The sequence below is a fragment of the Mesorhizobium sp. C395A genome (genome assembly GCF_030323205.1).
Taxonomy (GTDB): domain Bacteria; phylum Pseudomonadota; class Alphaproteobacteria; order Rhizobiales; family Rhizobiaceae; genus Mesorhizobium.
The window spans coordinates 1817919-1838710 of the sequence record NZ_CP100473.1; the positions used below are offsets into that span (position 1 = coordinate 1817919).

Here is a 20792-nt window from a genome sequence, read left to right on the forward strand (position 1 = left end):
GCTTTATTTGGCGCAGATGGCGTGTCAGTTCAATGCCGAAGCGCTTGACGCCCGATGAAGCTACGGGCTAGCCCGGTCCCGGGGTTTCGGGCCAGGGCAAAAATGTCTGACATTGTCGGTCTTGTTCTTCCGTTCTTCGGGCTGATTTTCATCGGCTTTCTGGTCGCGCGCATGACCAGGCAGCCGCTGGAAGCGCTTGGCTGGATGAACACCTTCATCGTCTATGTCGCGCTTCCTGCCCTGTTCTTCCAATTGCTGGCCCGCACGCCGTTCGAACAGTTGACCGAATGGCGCTTCATCTTCGGCTCGGTATTTTCCACCTACACGATCTTCTCGATCATGTTCGTATGGTCGGTGACGGCGTCGCGCGGCGAGATCGCCCAGTCGACGATCAAGGCGCTGGCCGCGGCCTACGGCAATATCGGCTATATGGGGCCGGGGCTGGCGCTGCTCGCCTTCGGCGAACAAGCGGCGGTTCCCGTCGCGCTGATCTTCTGCTTCGAAAATATCATGCATTTCGCCATCGCGCCGATGATGATGGCGCTGTCGGGCGACGACAAGACATCGCCGTGGCGGCTCATCCTCGGCGTAGTCAGGAAAATCGTCCTGCACCCGTTCATCATCGCGACCGCGCTTGGCGTCGGCGCCGCCTATCTCGGCTTTCACCCACCGCAGCCGGTGGATCGCCTGCTTGAATATCTTTCGCGGGCAGCCGCCCCTTGCGCCCTGTTTGCCATGGGCGTGACGCTTGCGCTCCGGCCGCTCAACCGCGTGCCGCATGAGCTGGCGTCGATCGCGGCGCTGAAGCTGATCCTGCATCCATCGCTCTGCTACGTCGTGCTGAGCTGGATCGGGAACTTTTCCGAAATCTGGGTTTTTTCAGCCGTGCTTTTGGCGGCATTACCGACCGCAACCAACGTCTTCGTCATCGCCCAGCAATATGGCGTCTGGGTGCAACGCGCCTCGGCCAGCGTGCTGATCACCACCTGCCTCTCGGTGCTGACGGTGACCGGGCTGCTCTACATGATCCGCCACGGCATCTTACCGCCGGACCTGTTTCCCTGAACCGCCGGTAAGCGCCGCAAAGCCGCTGCCCGGCCTCAAGCCTTCGCGCATGAAAAAGGCGCGCAGCCGCGCGAAACTGCCGAGCACATTGAGGCCGGCGCTGCGTGCCATCTGCGCCGGCAGCATGTCCGAAAGCAGCGACATGTTGAGCAGATTGACCGCGCCGGAACGCGCCAGAATGTCGGGACGGCGCCTGGAATCATAGGCGGCCAGGGCCTTCGCGGCGCCGGGGTCGCCGCGATTTTCACCAGCGATTCCAATCAGATCCTCGATGTCCCTGATGCCGAGGTTGAGACCTTGGGCTCCGATCGGCGGGAACACATGTGCAGCCTCGCCGACCAGCGCCACCCGGTTTTGCGCGAAGCGCCCCGGTGATGCCGCTGAAAGCGGGTAAATTTGTCGGCCGGGCTCGACCGACACCCGGCCCAGCATCGACTGCATCTGCTGCTCGACGCGCTCGGAAAGTGTCACGTCATCGAGTGCGGCGAGGTCCTTCGCCGTCTCCGGTTTCACCACCCAGACGAGGCTGGAGCGGTTGCCGGGCAACGGCACCTGGGTGAACGGCCCGGTCTCTGTGTGGAACTCGGTCGAGGTGAAGCCGTGTTCGCTGCGATGGCCAAAATTCAGCACCAGCGCCGCTTGGCGGTAGGATCGCACCGAGGCCACTATGCCTGCCGCCTCGCGCGCCGGCGACAGGCGCCCATCGGCAGCGACCGCAAGCGCGGCCGAGACTTCGCGACCATCAGTCAAGACGGCATGCGCCTGATCGGCGTCCAGACGCCAACTCTCGACCATCGACGTCAGCCATTCGATGCCGGGATGCGCCGCGACAGACTTGGCCAGCGTCGGGTTCAGCGCACTGTTGGGCAGGTTGAGCCCGAACTGCTCCTCGCCGATCTCTATGGCGCGAAAAGTCACCACCGGGCTGCGGATCAGCCGGCTGGTCGCATCAACGATGCGCATGACCTTCAGCGGCGCGGCCTTCGGCGCAAGTTCGGCCAGCACGCCCAGCCGATCGAGAACCTTGAGAGCAGGGTTCATCAGCGCCGTGGTCCGGCCATCGGGCCCGCCTGCTTCGGGTCCGACCAAGGTTACCGGAAAGCCCGCCTCGGCGAAACCGAGCGCCGCGATCAGTCCGGCAGGGCCGCTGCCGGCTACCAGTATCCGTGCTGTCTCGAGATGATCCAAATTGGACTTCCAGTTTGCGATGCAGGTGTCTACCCATGGATATAGGTCAGACCATGCGGCTTGATCAACGCGGCGATTAGGCTCATTCGGTTGTCATGACCGGCCAGCAGGACGATTTCAGCCATCTCGACCGCGCCGGCCGCGCCACGGCAAGCCTGGCCCGCAGCCCCCGCCTGACGGTCAACATCGCCATCGCCGGCGGCATTCTGCTCGCCTGGTTCATTCTCGGCGCCATGGCGATCCGCGGCGCCGAAGGCCGGCTCCCCGGCGTACCAGGCGATGTGGTCCTGCGATATCTGCCGCAACTGCCGCTGCCGGATGTCCTCGACCGCTTCTTCGGCATGTGCCTGACGCCCGCACCACTTGATGCCGGCGGCGCACCGGTTCTGGCGCTGATCGTAATGTGGTTTTTGATGGCCGTGGCGACGATGCTGCCGTCGGCGGCGCCGATGATCCGTACCTATTGTGAAATCACCGACACCGCCCGCATCAAGGGCGAGCCGGTGGCCCACCCGCTGGTCCTGGTCGCCGGCTACCTCTCGACATGGCTTGTCGCCTCTATCGGATTCGCGGTGCTGACATTGATCGTCCACGCATTTGCGTCTTCCGGGCGATTGCTCGATCCGGTGAGCGGCCTTGCCGCGGCGGCCGCGCTGCTGGTTGCCGGCCTCTACCAGTTCAGCAGCCTCAAGCAGGCCTGCCTGACAAAATGCCGGAACCCGTTCTCGACACTGTTTTCCAACTGGAGCGCGGAGCCGGGTGGCATCTTCCGGCTAGGGCTGAAGCAGGGCCTGTGGTGCCTCGGCTGCTGCTGGGCGCTGATGCTGGTGATGTTTGCCGTCGGCGCGATGAACGTGTTCTGGATGGCGCTGATCGGCCTGTTCACCTTGATCGAAAAACAGACCACCGGCAGCCTTCCAACCCGAGCGGCCGGTGCGATACTGCTTGTCTGGGCAGTCGCCCTGCTAGTAGTCTCGGCATGACGGGGGATAATTCTATGGCAGAGCAAGGCTGGGCAATGAAAGGAGAGCTCGTACTCTCCTGCAATTGCACGGTTTTTTGTCCTTGCGTACTGTCGCTTGGCAGCCATCCGCCGACGGAGGGTTATTGTCAGACCTGGGCGGGCTTCCGCATCGACGCAGGCCATTTCGGCGAGGTCGACCTGTCCGGCCTCAATCTCGGTCTGGTCATGGAAATCCCCGGCTATATGAGCCGCGGCAACTGGACCGCAGGCCTGTTCATCGACAAGCAAGCCTCCGTCTATGCGGTGAAAGCGCTGACCAGGATCTTCACCGGGAAGGCCGGCGGAACCACCGCGCTGTTGTCGATCCTTGTCGGCAAGTTCCTCGGCGTCGAGCAGGTGCCGATCACCTACGAGACGCGTGACAAGACCCGTATTTTCCAGATACCGAAGATCATCGACGGGGCGGTCACACCGATTCCCGGCAAGGATCGCGAGAAGGATACCGTGATCGGCAACTCGGAATACTGGATCGCGCCGGAGATCATCGTGGCCAGGTCCGACAAGAGCAAGATGCGGGCTTTCGGCCGCAACTGGAACTTTGCCGGCCGCTCGGCCGAAATCTGCAAACTGGATTGGCGGGGCCCGTGAGCAAGAACACAACGGCCAGAAACGCCGCCAAAAAGATCACCGACCGGATTCCGAGGCCGAAGAAAAAGGTCACCTGGCCGCAGGCGCGGGCATTCTCGGTGCATCTGTTGACCGCGTCTGGCTCGTTCCTGGCCTTCCTGTCGCTGGTGGCGGCAAGCGAGCAACGCTGGACGGCGATGTTCTGGTGGCTGGGGCTGGCGCTGTTCGTCGACGGCATAGACGGGCCGATCGCCCGCAAGCTCGAGGTCAAGGAGATTTTGCCGACCTGGTCGGGCGAACTCCTCGACAACATCATCGACTATGTCACCTACGTGCTGATCCCGGCCTTCGCACTCTACCAGCGCGGCTTCATGGGCGAAGGGCTGTCGTTCCTGTCGGCGGCCATCATCGTGGTGTCCAGCGCCATCTATTATGCCGACACCGGAATGAAGACGAAGGAGAACTTCTTCAAAGGCTTTCCGGTCGTCTGGAATATGGTCGTGTTCACGCTGTTCGTCATCGAGCCCGGACAGTGGGTGTCCTTCGGCGTCGTCGTGGCGGCCGGCATCCTGACCTTCGTGCCGATCAACTTCATCCATCCCGTGCGGGTGGTGCGGCTGCGGCCAATCAATCTTGGCATGACGCTGCTCTGGTGCGCTTTCGGTGCGCTGGCGCTGGCGCAGGCGGCCCTTGCCGCCTTCTACGACCAGATCGGCGTTTTGGGCGAACAGGTCGGCGTCTTTACCAAGGTCGGCATCACCATCACCGGACTTTACCTCGCCTGCATCGGCGGTATCATGCAGTTCTTCCCCAAACTCGGCGCCAAGCCGGACACTAAGAAAGCCTGACCGCAGGAAAGCCCACAAATGTCCAAAGCAATCCGTATCCACGCCCATGGCGGTCCGGAAGTCCTGACCTATGAAGACGCCGATCCGGGACAACCCGGCGCCGGGCAGATCCTGGTCAGGCACACCGCGATCGGCCTCAATTTCATCGATGTCTATCACCGCATCGGCCTCTATCCGCCGCCCGGCGGCTTCCCGCTGATCCCGGGCGGCGAGGCGGCAGGTGTGGTTCTCGAGGTCGGCGCAGGCATCGACTGGCTGAAGCCGGGCGACCGCATCGCCTATGCCGTCAATGTCGGTGCCTATGCCGAACAGCGCATTGTCGCCGCCGACCGCGTGGTCAAGGTACCGGACCGCATCAGCGACGAACAGGCCGCCGGCATGATGCTTAAAGGCATGACGGCGGAGTATCTGTTGCGCCGGACCTTCAAGGTGAAGGCAGGCGACACCATCCTGTTTCATGCCGCCGCCGGCGGCGTCGGGCTGATCCTGGGACAATGGGCAAAACATCTCGGCGCCACCGTGATCGGCACGGCAAGCTCAACCGACAAGATCGAGCTCGCCAAGGCGCATGGCTTCGACCATGTCATCAACTACAAGGAGCAGGATTTCGTCGCCGGCGTCGCCGCCATCACCGGCGGCAAGAAATGTGACGTCGTCTACGATTCGGTCGGCAACGACACATTCCCGGCCTCGCTCGACTGTCTGAAGCCGCTCGGCATGTTCGTCTCTTTCGGTCAGTCCTCTGGACCGATCCCGCCATTTTCGATGTCGCTGCTGGCGCAGAAGGGCTCGCTGTTCGCTACCAGGCCGACGCTGTTCGTCTACAACGCCAAGCGTGAAGACCTCGAAATCTCCGCCGCGGCATTGTTCGATGTGGTGTTGAGCGGCGCGGTCGAGATCAAGATCAACCAGCGCTATGCGCTGAAGGACGCCGGCAAGGCGCAAGCCGATCTCGAAGGGCGCAAGACCACGGGTACGACAATACTGATCCCCTGACGGAGGTTTGCCTTCCTTTCAGTGCTTTGCCGCGGCGCCCACGCACTGTTTGCACGAAAACCGGTCGGTCGGTTTGTTGTGCGAAACGGGCCTATCTTTACCCCTTGAGTTTCCGCTGAAATTCTTGAAGCTCTTTCAAGGTGGGTGCTGCTTTCGCACGAGAGCGGCCAGCGCATACGATGTTGGCGGGAACACAGAACATATCCGGAACCGGATGGGAGGCACTGTGAGTGCAGATCATGACGGAGCGAACCTGCTTGAGGTTCGTGGCCTGACCAAGATATTCGGCACGCTGACGGCGTGCGATCATATCGACCTCAACATCGCCAAAGGCGAGATACACGCGCTGCTCGGCGAAAACGGCGCCGGCAAGTCGACGCTGGTCAAGATGCTGTTCGGTTCGCTGGAGCCCAATTCCGGCGAGATATTCTGGAACGGCGAAGCGGTGCGGATCACCAGTCCGGGCATGGCGAAGAAGCTCGGCATCGGCATGGTGTTTCAGCACTTTTCGCTGTTCGAGGCGCTGACCGCGGCCGAGAATATCGCTCTGTCTCTGGATGACGGCTCACCGATCAGCTCGATCGCGGCCAAGGCGAGGGCGCTTTCCTTCAGCTATGGCCTGCCGCTCGATCCGGACTCGCTTGTCGGCGATCTCTCGGTCGGCGAACGCCAGCGCATCGAGATCATCCGCTGCCTCTTGCAGACGCCGCAGCTCATCATCCTCGACGAGCCGACCTCGGTGCTGACGCCGCAGGAAGCCGACAAGCTGTTCGAGACGCTGGAGCGCCTGCGCTCCGAGGGCAAATCCATCCTCTACATTTCGCACCGGCTGGAAGAGGTCAAACGCATCTGCGACCGCGCCACCGTGCTGCGTCACGGCAAGGTCGTCGGCCATTGCAATCCGCGCGAGGAAACCGCTTCGTCGCTGGCCCGCATGATGGTCGGCACCGAGGTGAAAGCCGTGGTGCGCGCGCCTGCCGAAGGCATCGAGACTGCAGCGCCGCTGCTTGAGATCCGCGCGCTCAGCCGCAAGCCGGCGACGCCGTTCTCGATCCCGTTAAAGGCCATCAATCTCACCGTGCGCGCCGGCGAGGTCATCGGCATTGCCGGTGTGGCCGGCAACGGCCAGGGCGAGTTCTTCGAATCCGTCTCCGGCGAGGTGCTGCAGCAGGACGCCGCTTCGGTGCGCATTCGCGCCAAGGATGCCGGCGCGCTCTCGATCACCGGCCGGCGGCTGATGGGCGCCGCCTTCGTGCCGGAAGAACGTCTCGGCCATGGCGCGGCACCGCGCATGAGGCTTTCGGAAAACCTGCTCCTGTCGCGCCACGCCACCGACGGCAAGGTCTTCGTCGGTACCGGCGGCGCGGTCAAAAGCGCGGCGGTCTATGCCGCCGCCCAGCGCATCATCGTGGCGATGGATGTGCGCAAGAGCGCGCCCGATCCGGAAGCCGCAGCCCTTTCGGGCGGCAATCTGCAGAAATTCATCGTCGGCCGCGAACTCGACCGCAGTCCTGCTGTCATGGTGGTCAACCAGCCGACCTGGGGCGTCGACGCCGGTGCCGCTGCCCACATCCGCCAGGCGCTGATCGAGCTGGCGCGCAGCGGCTCGGCTGTGCTGGTCATCAGCCAGGACCTCGACGAGCTGTTCGAAATCTCGGACGCGATCGCGGTTATGCACAATGGCGAATTGTCGAAGCCGCTGCCGATCGCCGACGCCACCTTCGAAAAGATCGGCCTGTTGATGGGCGGCGCCGAGCCCGGCCACGCCGAACATGTTCTGGAGACCGCATGATGCGCCTCGAACTCGTCAAACGCCCGCAGCGCTCAATGCTGTTTTCAGCGCTGTCGCCCTTCATCGCCTTCGGCCTGACGATCATCGCCGGCGCCATCATGTTCGCGCTGCTCGGCGTCAACCCGTTGAATGCATTCCAGATCTATTTCATCGAGCCGATCAGCCAGGTCTGGCAGCTGCATGAACTGGCGATCAAGGCCGCACCGCTGATCCTGATCGCGGTCGGCTTGTCGGTCTGCTACAAGGCCAACATCTGGAACATCGGCGCCGAAGGCCAGTTCATCCTCGGCGGTATTTTTGGCTCGGCCATTCCGGTGCTGTTCCCTGGCTTCGAAGGCCCGTTGGTGCTGCCGCTGATGCTGTTGTTCGGCATGGTCGGCGGCGCCGCCTACGCAGCAATCCCGGCTCTGCTGAAGACACGCTTCGGCACCAACGAGATCCTGACCAGCCTGATGCTGGTCTATGTCGCCCAGCTCTTCCTCGACTGGCTGGTGCGCGGCCCCTGGCGCGACCCTCAGGGCCATGGTTTTCCGCAGACGATCCAGTTCAACGACTCGGCCGTCCTGCCGGAACTGATGCCGGATGCCGGCCGCGCCAATTGGGGTTTTGTCTTCGCGCTTATCGCAGCCGTGCTGATCTGGGTGCTGATGAGCCGCTTGCTCAAAGGTTTTGAAGTCCGCGTGCTCGGTTCCAGCCCGAGGGCAGGGCGCTTCGCCGGCTTCGGCCTCAACCGCATGGTGTTCTTCGCCTTCCTGCTCTCGGGTGCCCTGGCCGGGCTTGCCGGCATCTCGGAAGTCTCCGGCGCCATCGGCCAGCTGCAGCCGGTCATTTCGCCCGGCTACGGCTTCACCGCCATCATCGTGGCGTTCCTCGGCCGGCTCAATCCGCTTGGCATTGTTGCCGCCGGCCTGGTGCTGGCGCTGACCTATCTCGGCGGCGAGGCGGTGCAGAGCGCGCTGGGTATCTCCGACAAGGTGGCGCGCGTGTTCCAGGGCATGCTTCTGTTCTTCGTGCTCGGCTGCGACACGCTCATCCACTACCGAATTCGCCTGGTCGGCGTTGCGCTGGCAAACGGCGCGGCGAAACTCAACGCTGCGCCGAAGTTGAAGGAAGCCCGCTGATGGACATCACCGTCAACATCCTTTTGACCATCGCTACGGCGGCGACGCCGCTTTTGATCGCGGCCATCGGCGAACTTGTGGTCGAGCGCTCCGGCGTACTTAACCTCGGCGTCGAAGGCATGATGATCATGGGCGCCGTCGGCGGTTTCGGCGCCGGCTATCTCACCGGATCGCCGTGGATCGGGTTGCTCGCGGCAATCGCCATGGGAGCGGTGTTCTCGCTGCTCTTTGCGGTGATGACGCTGTCGCTCGCCACCAACCAGGTGGCGACCGGCTTGTCGCTGACGCTGCTTGGCCTCGGCCTGTCCGGCATGATGGGCACCGGCTTTGTCGGCCAGCCCGGTGAAAGACTGCCAAACCTGTACATTCCGGTGCTGACCGACATTCCCGTGGTCGGCCGGCTGCTGTTCGGCCAGGATCCGATCTTCTACATCTCGATCGCGCTGACGGCGGCCGTCATGTGGTTTCTGTTCAAGACCCGCACCGGGTTGACGCTGCGTTCGATCGGCGACAGCCACACATCGGCGCATGCGCTCGGCATCAAGGTCATCCGCTACCGTTATCTCTCAGTGATCTTCGGCGGCGCCTGCGCCGGACTTGCTGGCGGCCACCTGTCGCTGGTCTACACGCCGCAATGGGTGGAGAACATGTCCGCCGGCCGTGGCTGGATCGCGCTGGCGCTGGTCGTCTTCGCCTCGTGGCGGCCATGGCGGGTGCTGGCCGGCGCCTACATCTTCGGCGCGGTCTGGATCGGCCAGCTTCATGCACAGGCATTTGGCATTCCGGTGCCTTCGCAGCTGCTTTCTTCTCTGCCCTATCTGGCAACTGTCGTGGTTCTCGTTCTAATCTCGCGCAACAAGCGTCTGACGATGATGAACACGCCGGCTTCCTTGGGGCAGCCATTCGTTCCGGATCGTTGACAACAAAAACAAACGGGAAGCTCCAAGGCTAAACTCAGAGAGGTAACACAATGAAAAAACTGCTTATTGCCCTGATGACCACGACCGCCGCCATGTCACTGGCGGCGTCCGCGCAGGCCGCCGACAAGTTGAAGGCGTGCTGGGTCTACACCGGCCCGATCGGCGATTTCGGCTATTCCTACCAGCATGACCAGGGCCGCCTCGAGGTGGAAAAGGCGCTCGGCGACAAGGTCGAAACCGCTTACCTCGAGAATGTCTCGGAAGGTCCCGATGCCGACCGTGCTTTCGAACGTCTGGCGCGCGAAGGCTGCAAGATCATCTTCGGCACTTCCTTCGGCTTCATGGATCCGGAAGTGAAGGTCGCCAAGAAGTTCCCCAAAGTGATGTTCGAGCACGCCACCGGCTACAAGACCGCTGACAATCTCGGCATCTACAATGCGCGCTTCTATGAAGGCCGCTACGTGCTCGGCCAGATCGCCGCCAAGGAATCGAAGGCAGGGGTCGCCGGCTATATCGTTTCCTTCCCGATCCCCGAAGTGGTGATGGGCATCAACTCCTTCATGCTCGGCGCGCAGTCGGTCAACCCGAACTTCAAGGCCAAGATCGTCTGGGTGAACTCCTGGTTCGATCCGGGCAAGGAAGCTGACGCGGCCAAGGCACTGTTCGATCAGGGCGCCGACATCATCGTTCAGCACACCGATTCCACCGCTGCCTTGCAGGTGGCGGAAGAGCGCAAGCTGCACGGCTTCGGCCAGTCCTCCGACATGATCAAGTTCGCGCCGAACGCGCAGCTGACCTCGCTGACGGACGAATGGGGGCCGTACTACATCAGCCGCGTTCAGGCAGCGCTCGACGGCACCTGGAAGCCGGACAATGTCTGGCTCGGCATCAAGGACGGCGCCGTCAAGCTGGCGCCCTTCACCAACATGCCGGACGATGTGAAGGCGATGGCCGAGGCAACCGCCAAGAAAATCGCAGATGGCTGGAACCCCTTCACCGGACCGGTCGCCAAGCAGGACGGCACGCCGTGGCTCAAGGACGGCGAAGTCGCCGACGACGGCACGCTGCTCGGCATGAACTTCTATGTGAAGGGCGTCGACGACAAGTTGCCGCAGTAAATATCGGAAACGCAAAGGAGAAGGGGCGCCGCGCGGCGCCCTTTTTCATTTCGCGGGCTGCACGCTTCGACTGCGAAACCGCGCCGAGGGCTGTGCCAAAAATCCGAGGGCGCCGGGAGGCGCCCTTTTTGGTAATTTCTAAACCGCCGAGCCGTAAAGGTCGTAGGCGTCGGCGCGGTCGATCTTGACCGTGACGATGTCGCCTTGGCGCAGCGGGCGGCGCGACTGGATATGCACCGAACCGTCGATCTCGGGCGCGTCGTATTTTGTCCGGCCCTTGGCAGACGTGCCATGCGCCTCGTCGATCAGCACCGGCAGGCGCTTGCCGACCTTCTTGGCCAGCTGCGTCGCCGAGATCTTCTGCTGGCGCTGCATGAAGCGATGCCAGCGCGCTTCCTTGATCTCCTGCGGCACCTGTTCGAGGCCGAGATCGTTGGAGCGGGCGCCGCGGACCGGCTCGTATTTAAAGCAGCCGGCGCGATCGATCCTGGCCTCGTCCAGCCAGTCGAGCAGCATCTCGAAATCCTCGTCGGTCTCGCCGGGGAAACCGACGATGAATGTCGAGCGTATCGCCAGATCCGGGCACACCTCGCGCCAGCCGCGAATGCGCTCCAGCGTCTTTTCGCCATGGGCTGGACGGCGCATGTTCTTCAGCACCTGCGGCGAGGCGTGCTGGAAGGGGATGTCCAGATAGGGAAGGATTTTTCCATCCGCCATTAGCGGGATGACATCGGCGACATGCGGGTAGGGGTAGACATAGTGCATGCGTACCCAGATGCCGAGCTTGCCCAGCTCCTCCGAAAGGTCGAGGAATTTCGCCCGCACTTCGCGGTCGCCGAACATCGACGTCTGGTACTTGATGTCGATGCCGTAGGCGCTGGTGTCCTGCGAGATGACCAGCAGTTCCTTGACGCCGGCCTTGGCCAGCTTCTCGGCCTCGCGCAGCACATCGGCCGCCGGGCGCGAGACGAGGTCGCCGCGCAGTGCCGGAATGATGCAGAAGGTGCAGCGGTTGTTGCAGCCTTCGGAAATCTTGAGATAGGCGTAGTGGCGCGGCGTCAGCTTGACGCCTTGCGGCGGCAGAAGGTCGATATAGGGATCGTGGCTGGGCGGCGCCGCCTCATGCACCGCGGCCATCACGCTCTCATAGGCCTGCGGGCCGGTGATGGCGAGGACGTTGGGGTGCTTCTCTCGTATGACGTCCGGCTCGGCGCCGAGGCAGCCGGTGACGATCACCCGGCCGTTTTCCGAAAGCGCCGAACCAATGGCGTTGAGCGATTCGTCGCGGGCCGAATCGAGAAAGCCGCAGGTGTTGACGACGACAAGGTCCGCGCCGTCATGCTTGCGCGCGATCTCATAGCCTTCGGCGCGCAGGCGCGTGATGATGCGCTCGGAATCCACAAGCGCCTTCGGGCATCCAAGGCTGACGAAACTGACGCGAGGCGCAGACATGAGAAACATTCCGGGTTTTTCGGGATCGGCGGCCAGTACCACACTTATTGCGGCATTGGTATGGGCAGCGGCTGCGGCGAACGCGACCACTGCCTCCGGCAGATACCCGTAGTATACAGAAGCTGTAGGACCGGCAGAGTCAGCTCACCACAGGACTGACATGCGGCCAGACCTCGACAACGCCGCGATAGACCATATCGATCGCGACGTAGAGAATGATCAGCAGGCCGACATAAGCGATCCAGCGGTGGCGGTGCAGCAGCTTGGCAATGAAGCTCGCGGCCAAGCCCATCAAGGCGATCGACAGCACCAGGCCTATGACAAGCACCGGAAAATGATCGCGCGCCGCACCGGCGACCGCCAGCACATTGTCCAGCGACATCGAAACATCGGCGACGACGATCTGCAGGGCCGCCTGGCCGAGCGTCTTGCGCGGCGCCTTGCCACCCACCGTTCTGTCGCCGTTGAGGTCGGAATCGGACAGCGCCTCGGTCGCCTCGAACTCGTCGGCATGCGACGTCCGCAGCTCGCGCCACATCTTCCAGCACACCCACAACAAAAGGATGCCGCCGGCCAGCAGCAGGCCGACAATGGCAAGAAGCTTGACGGTGACGGCGGCAAACAGGATGCGCAGCACAGTCGCCGCCAACACGCCGATCAGGATGGCTTTCTTGCGCTGCTCGACCGGCAGACCGGCGGCGGCAAGGCCGATGACGATGGCATTGTCGCCGGCAAGCACCAGATCGATGGCGATGACCTGGAGGAGGGCCGTCATGCTTGCAGCGCTGAAAATGTCCATCGACCGGAGCCCCTTGCTGTATCGGCGTGTTCGTCGTCGGATATGCCGACGCCCTAACGTGTATGGTTCCCGCGCGTCAAGAGACTGCCGGCGCAATTCCAGGAAAAGTGCGTAGCGGTTTTCCGTCCGGAATCATGCAAAAACAAAGAGTTAGAGTGGGTCAGCTGCTCTATAAGTCAGCTGCTCTATAAAAAGCTGAACCGCTCTAACGGCCGACGCTGAAAGCCACGGGAATAGGGAAGGTCGTTCTGCCTGAGAGAATTCTGGTCGCAGCGAATTCAGTCGTAGAGATTGTACTTCGCCCAGTCGGCTTCCGGAATCTCGTCGCCGATGCGGTAACGGAACTGCAGGACCTCCATATGGTCAGGCGCCGTCTCGCATTTGAACTTCAGCCGGTACCACTGCCCCTTGCTGCGGAAGGCAGCGCCCGGGCTGCGGATGGCATCGGCCTTCATTTCCGGCGTCGCGAAGGCGTAGGCGACGACGCGGTCTGCCTTGTACTTGTGGTCGTCATGGCTGATGCGGTCGAGCACTTCGGCGTCGCATCTCTGCTCCAGCCGGGTCTCCGGGTCGAGTTTCAGCAGGCCGGCGCGCAGGGCGGCGTCCATCGCGTGGGCGGGCCAGGCCAGCGTCACCGAGGCCAGAGCCGCAAGGAATAGTTTTTTCATGGGCGGGAGAACGACCATAACTCGCGTGAAAAATCAACCGGAGTGCCATTTTGGGGCAGCCGGATATGCGCGGAAATCGCCGTTGGCCGGGCAGGGTGTTTTGACGCAGCCGCTTTGATACGTCGCCGGCGCCATTCTTATTTGTCCGGGCTGCCATGCACCGATTGCCTGTTTCGCCATCTTTGCGCTTCTCGCGATCGCGGCACCCACCGCCACGGCCGCAAGGCGATATAGACAGCGAGGAAGGCTCTTTGTGCAAGGCCGGCCTCGCTGTGCCAGACCTCCCTTATCCCCGCCGCCCGCAAGGCCCTTCGTTGGGTGCTGTTGCGGTCCCAGCGCCGGCTGATGCTGCCCGCCCGGTAGTATTTGTGGCAGAGCACTTGCGGCACGCGGACAAAGCCGCCGAGCAGCGACAGATGCAGAAGCCAGGTCCAGTCGGCGCTGAATTCGCCTTGGGTGTTGGGCTTGATCCCGCCGCTACGGTGGAACGCCCAGGCCCTGAATATCCCACGATTGGGAACCCACCATCCATGCGGCTGGCGCGCCATCGCCCGGCCACGCGCGAAACCGTCCTGCAAGCCCTCCAGCAGGTCGAACTTCCACGTGGCACTTTCGCCGCTTACTTCGATCACTTCGACATCGCTGAACGACAGTACGGCCTCGGGATTGGCATCGAGCGCCCGCACCAACGCCTCGATATAGGTTGGATCGATGACGTCGTCATGGAAGGCAAAGAACATCAATTCGCCGCTGGCATTGGCCATCAGATCGTTGGAATTCTTCAGCCATCCCAGGTTTTTGTCCCGGCGCAGGATACGGACATCGTCGCGGCCGCCGGCGAAGGCCGAAACGATCTCGAATGTCGCGTCGGTCGAATTGTCCTCGCCGACCAGGATCTCGATATTGTCCCAGGTCTGCGCGGCGAGGCTGTCCAGCGTACGCGAAATGAATGCCGCCGAATTGTAGCATGGCACCAGCGCGGTGACCTTCGGCCGCCAGCCGGATCGAAGCTGGACTTGTTTCTGCGCTACCTGCTTCGCGCCGCCCTGTTCTGTCTCACCCATCATTCGATCCCGCAGATTTGCCGCGCCAGCCTGTCGGCAAGCCACGGCGCCGTCGAATATTTACCTGTGTCGACCGAGATGTAGTTGCCCAGGCGGTTGACCCCGAATTGGTCGCGGCGATGGATCGTGGCTTTCGGGTCGCTGAGCGAACCACGCCCTTGCGCAAACACGAAGCCGCCGCGCGCCTCAAGCTCCTCGGCATCGTCGAACATGCTGGAAACACTGGGCACCAACCGGGCGAGCGTGGCGCGAAGGTCGCCGATGAACCGCTGTCGTGCGTCGGCATCGAGCGCTTGCGGCGTTTCGATCGACAATTCGCCACTCTCCGCAAGCAACCCGCTCGGGTACCAGGAGAGATAGAAGTTGCGCCCGTCATAGTTTTTTATGTCGCCGAACGGGCCAAGGGCGACGACCGCGCACGGCACATCGACAGGCTGGCTGGTGCGGCCGAACAGGCAAAGCCGGTAGCGGTGCGACCATCCGGGAACCGGCTCGATGCCGGCCGTGCGGTCGACAGCCAGCCGCCCCTCCCATAGGCAATTGACGACGATGTCGAACGCCTCGCTTTTCTCGCCTGCGACCGCCACGCGCCATTTCCCGTCAATTGCATCCACCGGCTGTGCCGACAGGACTTTGGCCGCCATTCGCAAGCTGATGTTGGGTTCACTCCGAAGCACGGCGCAAAGCCGGTCGGCAACCCATCGCGTGTTGACGGATCGCTCCGGCACCTGGAAGCCGCCGACGATCTGGTCCGAGTTGGTGACATCGGCCAATTCAGTTTTGGAAAGCCGATTCGATCGCGCCGCCGATACGTCGGCAAGGTAGCTGGTGGCGTCAGCGTGGCTGCGCACCAATACATCCACACTTTCAAAGATCGCCCCCAGCGCCTCGACAGCGACGATCGAGTTGCGATGGACCAGATAAAGATCTTCCGAAAAGGTCGTGTGCGTTTCCAGATTGCTTCCGATCAACTCGGAAACAAGCCTGCCGAAACGCAGTCCTCCCGAAAGCAGATGCCGGGCGGTCAGCAACGAGGGATCGTTCCCGTAGAGATAGCCGAGATGAATCTTGCCCTCGTTCCAACGGCTGGCGCAGGCCATCGGCTCGCTCTCCTTGTCGAAGAGGGACACCGCGTAGCCTCTGCGGGCCATCATGAGAGCGAGGCTGGCGCCCATGATGCCGGCGCCGAGAATAGCCATTCTGCCGCGAGGCGCTGTCATGTCCTGGCGCGCATCGCGGCCTCTCCTTTCGCGATGAGTGTCATCAGGGGTTCGATACGTAGTCTTCAGGGTCGTATTCGGTATCGCAGAAAACCAGCAAAGCCGGGTTCTCGCCTTCATAGGTCTGCAGCGCCCACACCGCGGCATCGACCAGCACCGCGCGGTTCGATGCGGTGAGCGTCAGCCGTTCGACCTGTTCCTGGTAGCGAAATTCGATGCCGATCTCGCCCGACAGCTGCATCATCAATTGCCGGCCCGAGCCGTGTGCATGTCCGCCCCGCGACGTGCCGCGCGGCGCGGTGACGATGAACGCCCGCACGGCTTGGAAATTGTAACCGCTGAACTCGATAGCGGTCAGCATTCCCCTGGGATCGCTATGTAACGAAGTGGGGATCTCGGTGACCTTGCCGCCAAAGAACGTTCGATGCTGCATAACGTAAGCCCGCCAGATGCCGGTCGAAATTTTACCTCAGACTAGCGCTTATATCAAAAGACAGGGAATACAACCACTTAGGCGGTGTTTGGGAACACTGCAGCGGATCGATGTCGAGCTCGGCCTCAGGCCGATAGGTGCCGACTACCGAAGGTCGCCGCGCCGTCACGACTTCTGAGTCGCGGCCGAAACCACGGCTTAAGACCTTGGTCCGAGCGGTCTAGGACCTTTGAGTTCGGAAGGCCGGCCGGTTCCAAGGAGGGTGATCTACTTCAGCAATTTCAAAGAGTTATGCTGGTTGGCGTTTCGCCGGCCGGCCGCTTCGTTCTCGCAATGAAAACACATCTATATCTAAGTTTACCCTTTGTGTTAGCGATTCCTCATGTTGCCCGCTATAGCGGTTAGTGGCGGTGGCAATCTCGGAGGTAGTTATGACATCCCGAAAGACCCTTTTTGCTGCATTTGCGGTGTTCTCGCTTCTGGTGTCGCCGGCCCTGGCTGCTGCTGGTGGCAACGGCCATGGTAACGGCCATGGCAATGGTAACGGCAATGGCAATAGCGGAGGAAACGGTAATGCTGGCGGCAATGGCGGAGGCGGCGGTTCGGTCGGCAAGTCGGCATCCGCCAAGGGCCAGGCCCCTAAGGGCCAGGTCGCCAAGGCCGCTACCCCTTCTGTGTCCAAGGAAAAGAATATCCATGCCAAGCTCGGCCGGTTGAACTCGCTGCAGCGCAACGCCAACGCCTTTATGCACTCCAAGAGCAAGAACTTCGCTGGCGTGCAGGCTTTTGTGACACAGTCGGCAATAGCCAAGAACGCTCAATCGGAGCTCGATGCTGCTAATCAGGCGGTTACCGACGCCAAAGCGGCGCTCGACGCGCTGAATGCGAAAGCGGCTGACCCGAATACCCTGCCCGAAGATGTCCCGACGCAGGCCGACCTCGATGCAGCACAGGCAGCGCTCGATGACGCCACCCAGGATGCGGCCGCTGCTCAGACCGCCGCCACAGCTGCCGCTGCCAACGTCCCATCGATCGATGCAGCCCTTGCCCAAATGGCCAACAAGCCCGTTGACCCTGAGGTGACAGATTGGGCCAATAACGTACTTGCCGACAAGATCGACCAAGTAGCCGCCAAGCTGGCGCCGGCCGCGCCTTAAGGCCCTATGCGGCGGCAGCGATCCAATCGACGATAAGCCGTCGGGTCCGCCCGGCGGCTGCACCTTTCTCGCCTATCTGCAGCGTTGGTCCCAATGCAGGTCCGAGATTCTGGTCATGGCTATTTTGCGAAATCTCCAGCCGGGCCGCCGTCCTCAAGGCTGAATTCATGCGTGCTTCGCGCATCTTCATCGACCACACGAAACCAATGCTCCTGAAGCGCTCTAGGCGACACCCTTTGGCCCGTGACCTTCTCTACCGCAGATAACGGATCATCGGCGCTCGTGGCCTGAGTTGAGACACACTCCTCTCCATGCCACTCTTCCACCTGGTACTCTGGCATGCCGGCCTACCTACCGCTCCCCAGAGCCTTCGCTTCCCGCTCCAGCGTCTCGCGTCGGTTGCCGTGCTTCGCGATCAATTCCTTGACCTGCTGCGGGGTGATGCCGGCCTTGGTGGCGAAATACTCGACTTCATAATCCTCATCGGCAGAGACGCGGTCCCGATCGCGGAAGTCCGTCTTCGTTTTGTCGTCGGCCATTTGCTTTGCTCCTGGTTGAATGATCAACCGCAACGTGCAGCCGCAGCCTTTTGTTGCAGCGGAGCCCGGATTTCCGAAACGGTCACATGGGAAAACGGCCCTCAGTCGCAGGAGGTGCTGGTGTTGCTGTAACTTTGAACGGAACGGTTCTTCTCCTTGACGGTTGTGACGTGAAGGAGATGCCTCATGTTTGAAAGTGTGATGTGGTTGATCGTCGTTGCTGGTGGGCCACTGTTGCTGGCCCTATTGATGGCATACGTTCTTATGACCCGACGCCACCGTGGTCCTGCAGAACGCATGGAAAGCGACCGCGCGACCAAACGGCTCTATCGCCAGGACGAACGTTGATCCTGAGGCTGGCGCAACGTTTGCGCTCACGCTGGTCCGCTGCCTCGCGGTGGCAGGCTTCTTCGTTTTAGGAAGTTTGGAATAACTAGGGAAAGATTTGGCCCTCTTTGAAAATACAGACACGGTAGCCAAATATCTGGCGGAGGGAGTGGGATTCGAACCCACGGTGGGCTTGCACCCACGCCGGTTTTCAAGACCGGTGCCTTAAACCGCTCGGCCATCCCTCCAACGTGACTTTTCAATCATCTAGGAACATCAACCGACCCAGTGAACGACAGTTGGTATCGAATGATACCTATCCTTCCGGACCAGCTTGCGGTTCATTTCTCTAGAGCGTTGCCCATCGCCAAGTCAACCATCGGCGCTGCCATGGATAATAGGGGGTGGCGTTCGTACCCGAACGGAGCTGCGAACCCGTTTTCGAAGGAGCCGGGATCTAATTGCGATCCTTGCTGCCGACCTGCACAAGTTGCAGAAGACCCAGCACGACAAGTGCGAGCAAGGTAGCCAAAGCCGCGATCTGCCAGAACCCGAGCCCAACCGCCAGGCCTATGGCGCCTGCCAGCCACATGCCCGCCCCAGTGGTAAGCCCTTGAACCTCGCCCTTGGAGAAGAAGATCAAGCCCGCGGCCAGAAATGCCACGCCGGCAGTCGTGGCTTCGATCAAGCGGATAGGATCAATGGCGATTTCCTGACCATCGAAGACGTGAAGATGAGTAATCTCGATCGTGAGGATGGCAATTAGAGCCGTCGCAACACAGACCAGGGTGTGTGTCCTCAATCCGGCCGGTCGGTTACGCCATTCGCGTTCGATCCCAACGATGGAGCCAAGGACGGCCGCGAGCAAAAGCCTGGCTGAAATTACGGAAAAGGGCAGCCACGTCTGTTGCCCGAAACGTTCAATGAATTCATCCATGAGGCGCAGAACGTATCTCGGGTCGGTCGGTTCCAGGCAGCCGCGCTTCATGCCACAGGTTCACTTCCAGACTCCAAAGGACAGAGGTCTCGGATGCCTCCTCACAGGCGCCCGGCCAGCCCGGGACCTGGCCGCCACATTCCTGCCCGGTTCCGGACACAATCGATTAATACGCTGATAAACAATTCCTGCGCACAAGGGATGGGGATTGGCGCGTCGCAGGCATTGCTCATCTGGCTCCGCCGAAATTCTAGAAGCGGCGCCTGTGTCGAGACGGTAGGGGACATCGGAAAACATGCAGACCACGACGCATCGGCGTCTTCGTCGCGCTCCTGCTTTGGTGTTGTGCGCTCTTTCGGCTGCGTTGCTGGCCGCGTGCGCGTCACCGCAGTCCGAGCCGAAAGCCATGGTCTACAAGAAGCCTCGCTCGAAGGAATATTTTGCCGAGACCGAGTACGGTGTGAAGGCCAGCCCGCGCGTTCAGTACATGCGGCGCGGCGGCGGCCGCGACCAGTTGGGCAAGCCTTATCAGGTGCGCGGCAAGTGGTATTACCCCAAGGAAGACAAGCGCTACGCCAAGGTCGGTCTCGCCTCCTGGTATGGCGATGCCTTCCACGGTCGTCTCACAGCCAATGGCGAAGTCTACGACATGACCCATCTGACCGCGGCGCATCCGACCATGCCGCTGCCGAGCTATGCCCGTGTCACCAACACCGAGACCGGAAGCTCGGTCATCGTGCGCGTCAACGACCGCGGCCCCTATCACGAGGGACGCATCATCGATGTCTCGGAACGCGCCGCGCAAATGCTCGACTATGCCAAGGTCGGCACGGCCAGGGTCAAGGTGGAATATATTGGCCGCGCACCGCTCGACGGCGACGACGACCAATATCTGGTCGCCTCCTACCGCCCGGGCAACCGCCCGGACCCGTCCGATGGCTTGCCGACCGGCGTCATGGTGGCGATGAACGGACCTTCGCCGAGCCTATCTGTTGGCGCACCCCCTGCCGTAGTGCCGTTTCCTGGTCAGTTGACGAATTCCGACACACAGCCAGTGATGTCGATGCAGGCACCGGCCTCAAGCGATGTGACGCTGCCTGAATTCGGGCCGATCGTGCCTCAGCGCCCGGAATCGCCCTTTGCCGTGGCTTCGCTCTCCTATGCGGATGAGCGCGTACAGCGCGCCGACGTCTTTGCAGCGCTTGACGACCAGGGCATGTCGCCAGCCGACATCCTGCAATCGTGGAAGAAATCCAACCCGCAGGCATCGCCTGCCGTTTCCGACTATGTCGCCGCCGGATCCTTCGACGATGCTGCCGAGGCAAAGCGGGTGGCTGCGGCTCTCGAACCGTTCGGCAGGACCGAAATCCAGAGCACCGAACTCGACGGCAATGACTGGTACGCGGTCAATCTCTATCCGGATGGCCATGGCAATGTTGACGACCTCTTGCGCGCGGCATGGTCGCATGGCGCGCCGGACGCGCTGGCTGTGCGCAACTGACCAACAAAGGCACGCCGGTTTTGTCATTGCGCGGTTGATCCGCCGGGAAGAAGCCT

General features: G+C 62.0%; 21 protein-coding genes and 1 tRNA gene. 12 read left to right on the plus strand and 10 right to left on the minus strand.

Going from position 1 to position 20792, the window contains the following annotated elements:
• Positions 1-102 precede the first annotated feature (102 nt).
• Positions 103-1065 (plus strand): AEC family transporter, encoded by a 963-nt coding sequence (locus tag NLY37_RS08945; RefSeq protein ID WP_023741221.1) that lies wholly within the window; start codon positions 103-105, stop codon positions 1063-1065.
• Here NLY37_RS08945 and NLY37_RS08950 read toward each other — a convergent pair.
• Positions 1042-2253 carry a UbiH/UbiF family hydroxylase gene (locus NLY37_RS08950; protein ID WP_023741222.1) on the minus strand — a complete coding sequence of 404 codons (1212 nt, stop codon included), beginning with the start codon at positions 2251-2253 and terminating at the stop codon, positions 1042-1044. The genes NLY37_RS08945 and NLY37_RS08950 overlap by 24 nt on opposite strands.
• Positions 2254-2348: 95 nt before the next feature.
• Between NLY37_RS08950 and NLY37_RS08955 the strand changes: the two genes are divergently transcribed.
• From NLY37_RS08955 to NLY37_RS08990, 8 genes are all read left to right on the plus strand, one after another.
• Entirely contained in the window at positions 2349-3236 is an 888-nt protein-coding gene (locus tag NLY37_RS08955) for a DUF2182 domain-containing protein (protein ID WP_023741223.1), read from the plus strand.
• Between the two features lie 14 nt (positions 3237-3250).
• Positions 3251-3865 carry a DUF1326 domain-containing protein gene (locus tag NLY37_RS08960; protein ID WP_023706821.1) on the plus strand — a complete coding sequence of 205 codons (615 nt, stop codon included), beginning with the start codon at positions 3251-3253 and terminating at the stop codon, positions 3863-3865.
• Positions 3862-4692, plus strand: a complete 831-nt coding sequence (gene pcsA / locus NLY37_RS08965; RefSeq protein WP_023682522.1) for a phosphatidylcholine synthase — start codon at positions 3862-3864, stop codon at positions 4690-4692. The genes NLY37_RS08960 and pcsA overlap by 4 nt, the downstream gene beginning before the upstream one ends.
• Positions 4693-4710: 18 nt before the next feature.
• On the plus strand, positions 4711-5688 hold the full coding sequence (locus NLY37_RS08970; RefSeq protein WP_023741224.1) for a quinone oxidoreductase family protein: 978 nt from the start codon (positions 4711-4713) through the stop codon (positions 5686-5688).
• A 214-nt stretch (positions 5689-5902) separates the two neighbouring features.
• On the plus strand, positions 5903-7480 hold the full coding sequence (locus NLY37_RS08975; protein WP_023741225.1) for an ABC transporter ATP-binding protein: 1578 nt from the start codon (positions 5903-5905) through the stop codon (positions 7478-7480).
• Positions 7477-8601 carry an ABC transporter permease gene (locus NLY37_RS08980; RefSeq protein ID WP_031246009.1) on the plus strand — a complete coding sequence of 375 codons (1125 nt, stop codon included), beginning with the start codon at positions 7477-7479 and terminating at the stop codon, positions 8599-8601. Before NLY37_RS08975 ends, NLY37_RS08980 begins: the two co-directional genes overlap by 4 nt.
• Complete coding sequence (locus NLY37_RS08985; RefSeq protein ID WP_031246010.1) at positions 8601-9521, plus strand: ABC transporter permease; 921 nt, start codon at positions 8601-8603, stop codon at positions 9519-9521. Before NLY37_RS08980 ends, NLY37_RS08985 begins: the two co-directional genes overlap by 1 nt.
• 50 nt (positions 9522-9571) lie before the next feature.
• On the plus strand, positions 9572-10639 hold the full coding sequence (locus tag NLY37_RS08990; protein WP_023682527.1) for a BMP family ABC transporter substrate-binding protein: 1068 nt from the start codon (positions 9572-9574) through the stop codon (positions 10637-10639).
• Between the two features lie 138 nt (positions 10640-10777).
• Here the strand turns inward: NLY37_RS08990 and rimO are convergent, their stop codons facing one another.
• The 6 genes from rimO to NLY37_RS09020 all read right to left on the minus strand — a co-directional run bounded on the left by rimO (position 10778) and on the right by NLY37_RS09020 (position 16275).
• On the minus strand, positions 10778-12091 hold the full coding sequence (gene rimO, locus NLY37_RS08995; RefSeq protein ID WP_023691314.1) for a 30S ribosomal protein S12 methylthiotransferase RimO: 1314 nt from the start codon (positions 12089-12091) through the stop codon (positions 10778-10780).
• A 139-nt stretch (positions 12092-12230) separates the two neighbouring features.
• The gene (locus NLY37_RS09000) at positions 12231-12890 is read right to left on the minus strand and encodes a TerC family protein (protein WP_023741228.1); all 660 of its coding nucleotides are present in this window, start codon (positions 12888-12890) and stop codon (positions 12231-12233) included.
• Between the two features lie 278 nt (positions 12891-13168).
• Positions 13169-13576, minus strand: coding sequence for a DUF930 domain-containing protein (locus NLY37_RS09005; RefSeq protein WP_032889884.1), 408 nt, complete (start codon positions 13574-13576; stop codon positions 13169-13171).
• A gap of 119 nt (positions 13577-13695) precedes the next feature.
• Positions 13696-14622 (minus strand): glycosyltransferase family 2 protein, encoded by a 927-nt coding sequence (locus NLY37_RS09010; protein WP_023741229.1) that lies wholly within the window; start codon positions 14620-14622, stop codon positions 13696-13698.
• Positions 14622-15842 carry an FAD-dependent oxidoreductase gene (locus NLY37_RS09015; protein WP_198024928.1) on the minus strand — a complete coding sequence of 407 codons (1221 nt, stop codon included), beginning with the start codon at positions 15840-15842 and terminating at the stop codon, positions 14622-14624. Before NLY37_RS09015 ends, NLY37_RS09010 begins: the two co-directional genes overlap by 1 nt.
• 43 nt (positions 15843-15885) lie before the next feature.
• Positions 15886-16275, minus strand: a complete 390-nt coding sequence (locus NLY37_RS09020) for a sugar 3,4-ketoisomerase (RefSeq protein WP_023741231.1) — start codon at positions 16273-16275, stop codon at positions 15886-15888.
• A 431-nt stretch (positions 16276-16706) separates the two neighbouring features.
• Here NLY37_RS09020 and NLY37_RS09025 point away from each other — a divergent pair, with 431 nt between their 5' ends.
• Positions 16707-17432 carry a hypothetical protein gene (locus tag NLY37_RS09025; RefSeq protein ID WP_286442159.1) on the plus strand — a complete coding sequence of 242 codons (726 nt, stop codon included), beginning with the start codon at positions 16707-16709 and terminating at the stop codon, positions 17430-17432.
• 347 nt (positions 17433-17779) lie between these two features.
• On the opposite strand, the gene NLY37_RS09030 is transcribed toward NLY37_RS09025, so the two are convergent.
• Entirely contained in the window at positions 17780-17971 is a 192-nt protein-coding gene (locus NLY37_RS09030) for a DUF3606 domain-containing protein (RefSeq protein WP_023668952.1), read from the minus strand.
• Between the two features lie 186 nt (positions 17972-18157).
• Here NLY37_RS09030 and NLY37_RS09035 point away from each other — a divergent pair, with 186 nt between their 5' ends.
• Positions 18158-18319, plus strand: a complete 162-nt coding sequence (locus tag NLY37_RS09035; RefSeq protein ID WP_023691300.1) for a hypothetical protein — start codon at positions 18158-18160, stop codon at positions 18317-18319.
• A gap of 137 nt (positions 18320-18456) precedes the next feature.
• Here the strand turns inward: NLY37_RS09035 and NLY37_RS09040 are convergent.
• Positions 18457-18546, minus strand: a tRNA-Ser gene (locus NLY37_RS09040).
• Between the two features lie 209 nt (positions 18547-18755).
• Positions 18756-19286, minus strand: a complete 531-nt coding sequence (locus tag NLY37_RS09045; RefSeq protein WP_502882103.1) for an MgtC/SapB family protein — start codon at positions 19284-19286, stop codon at positions 18756-18758.
• A gap of 244 nt (positions 19287-19530) precedes the next feature.
• Between NLY37_RS09045 and NLY37_RS09050 the strand changes: the two genes are divergently transcribed.
• On the plus strand, positions 19531-20736 hold the full coding sequence (locus NLY37_RS09050; protein ID WP_023701721.1) for a septal ring lytic transglycosylase RlpA family protein: 1206 nt from the start codon (positions 19531-19533) through the stop codon (positions 20734-20736).
• Positions 20737-20792: the final 56 nt, after the last annotated feature.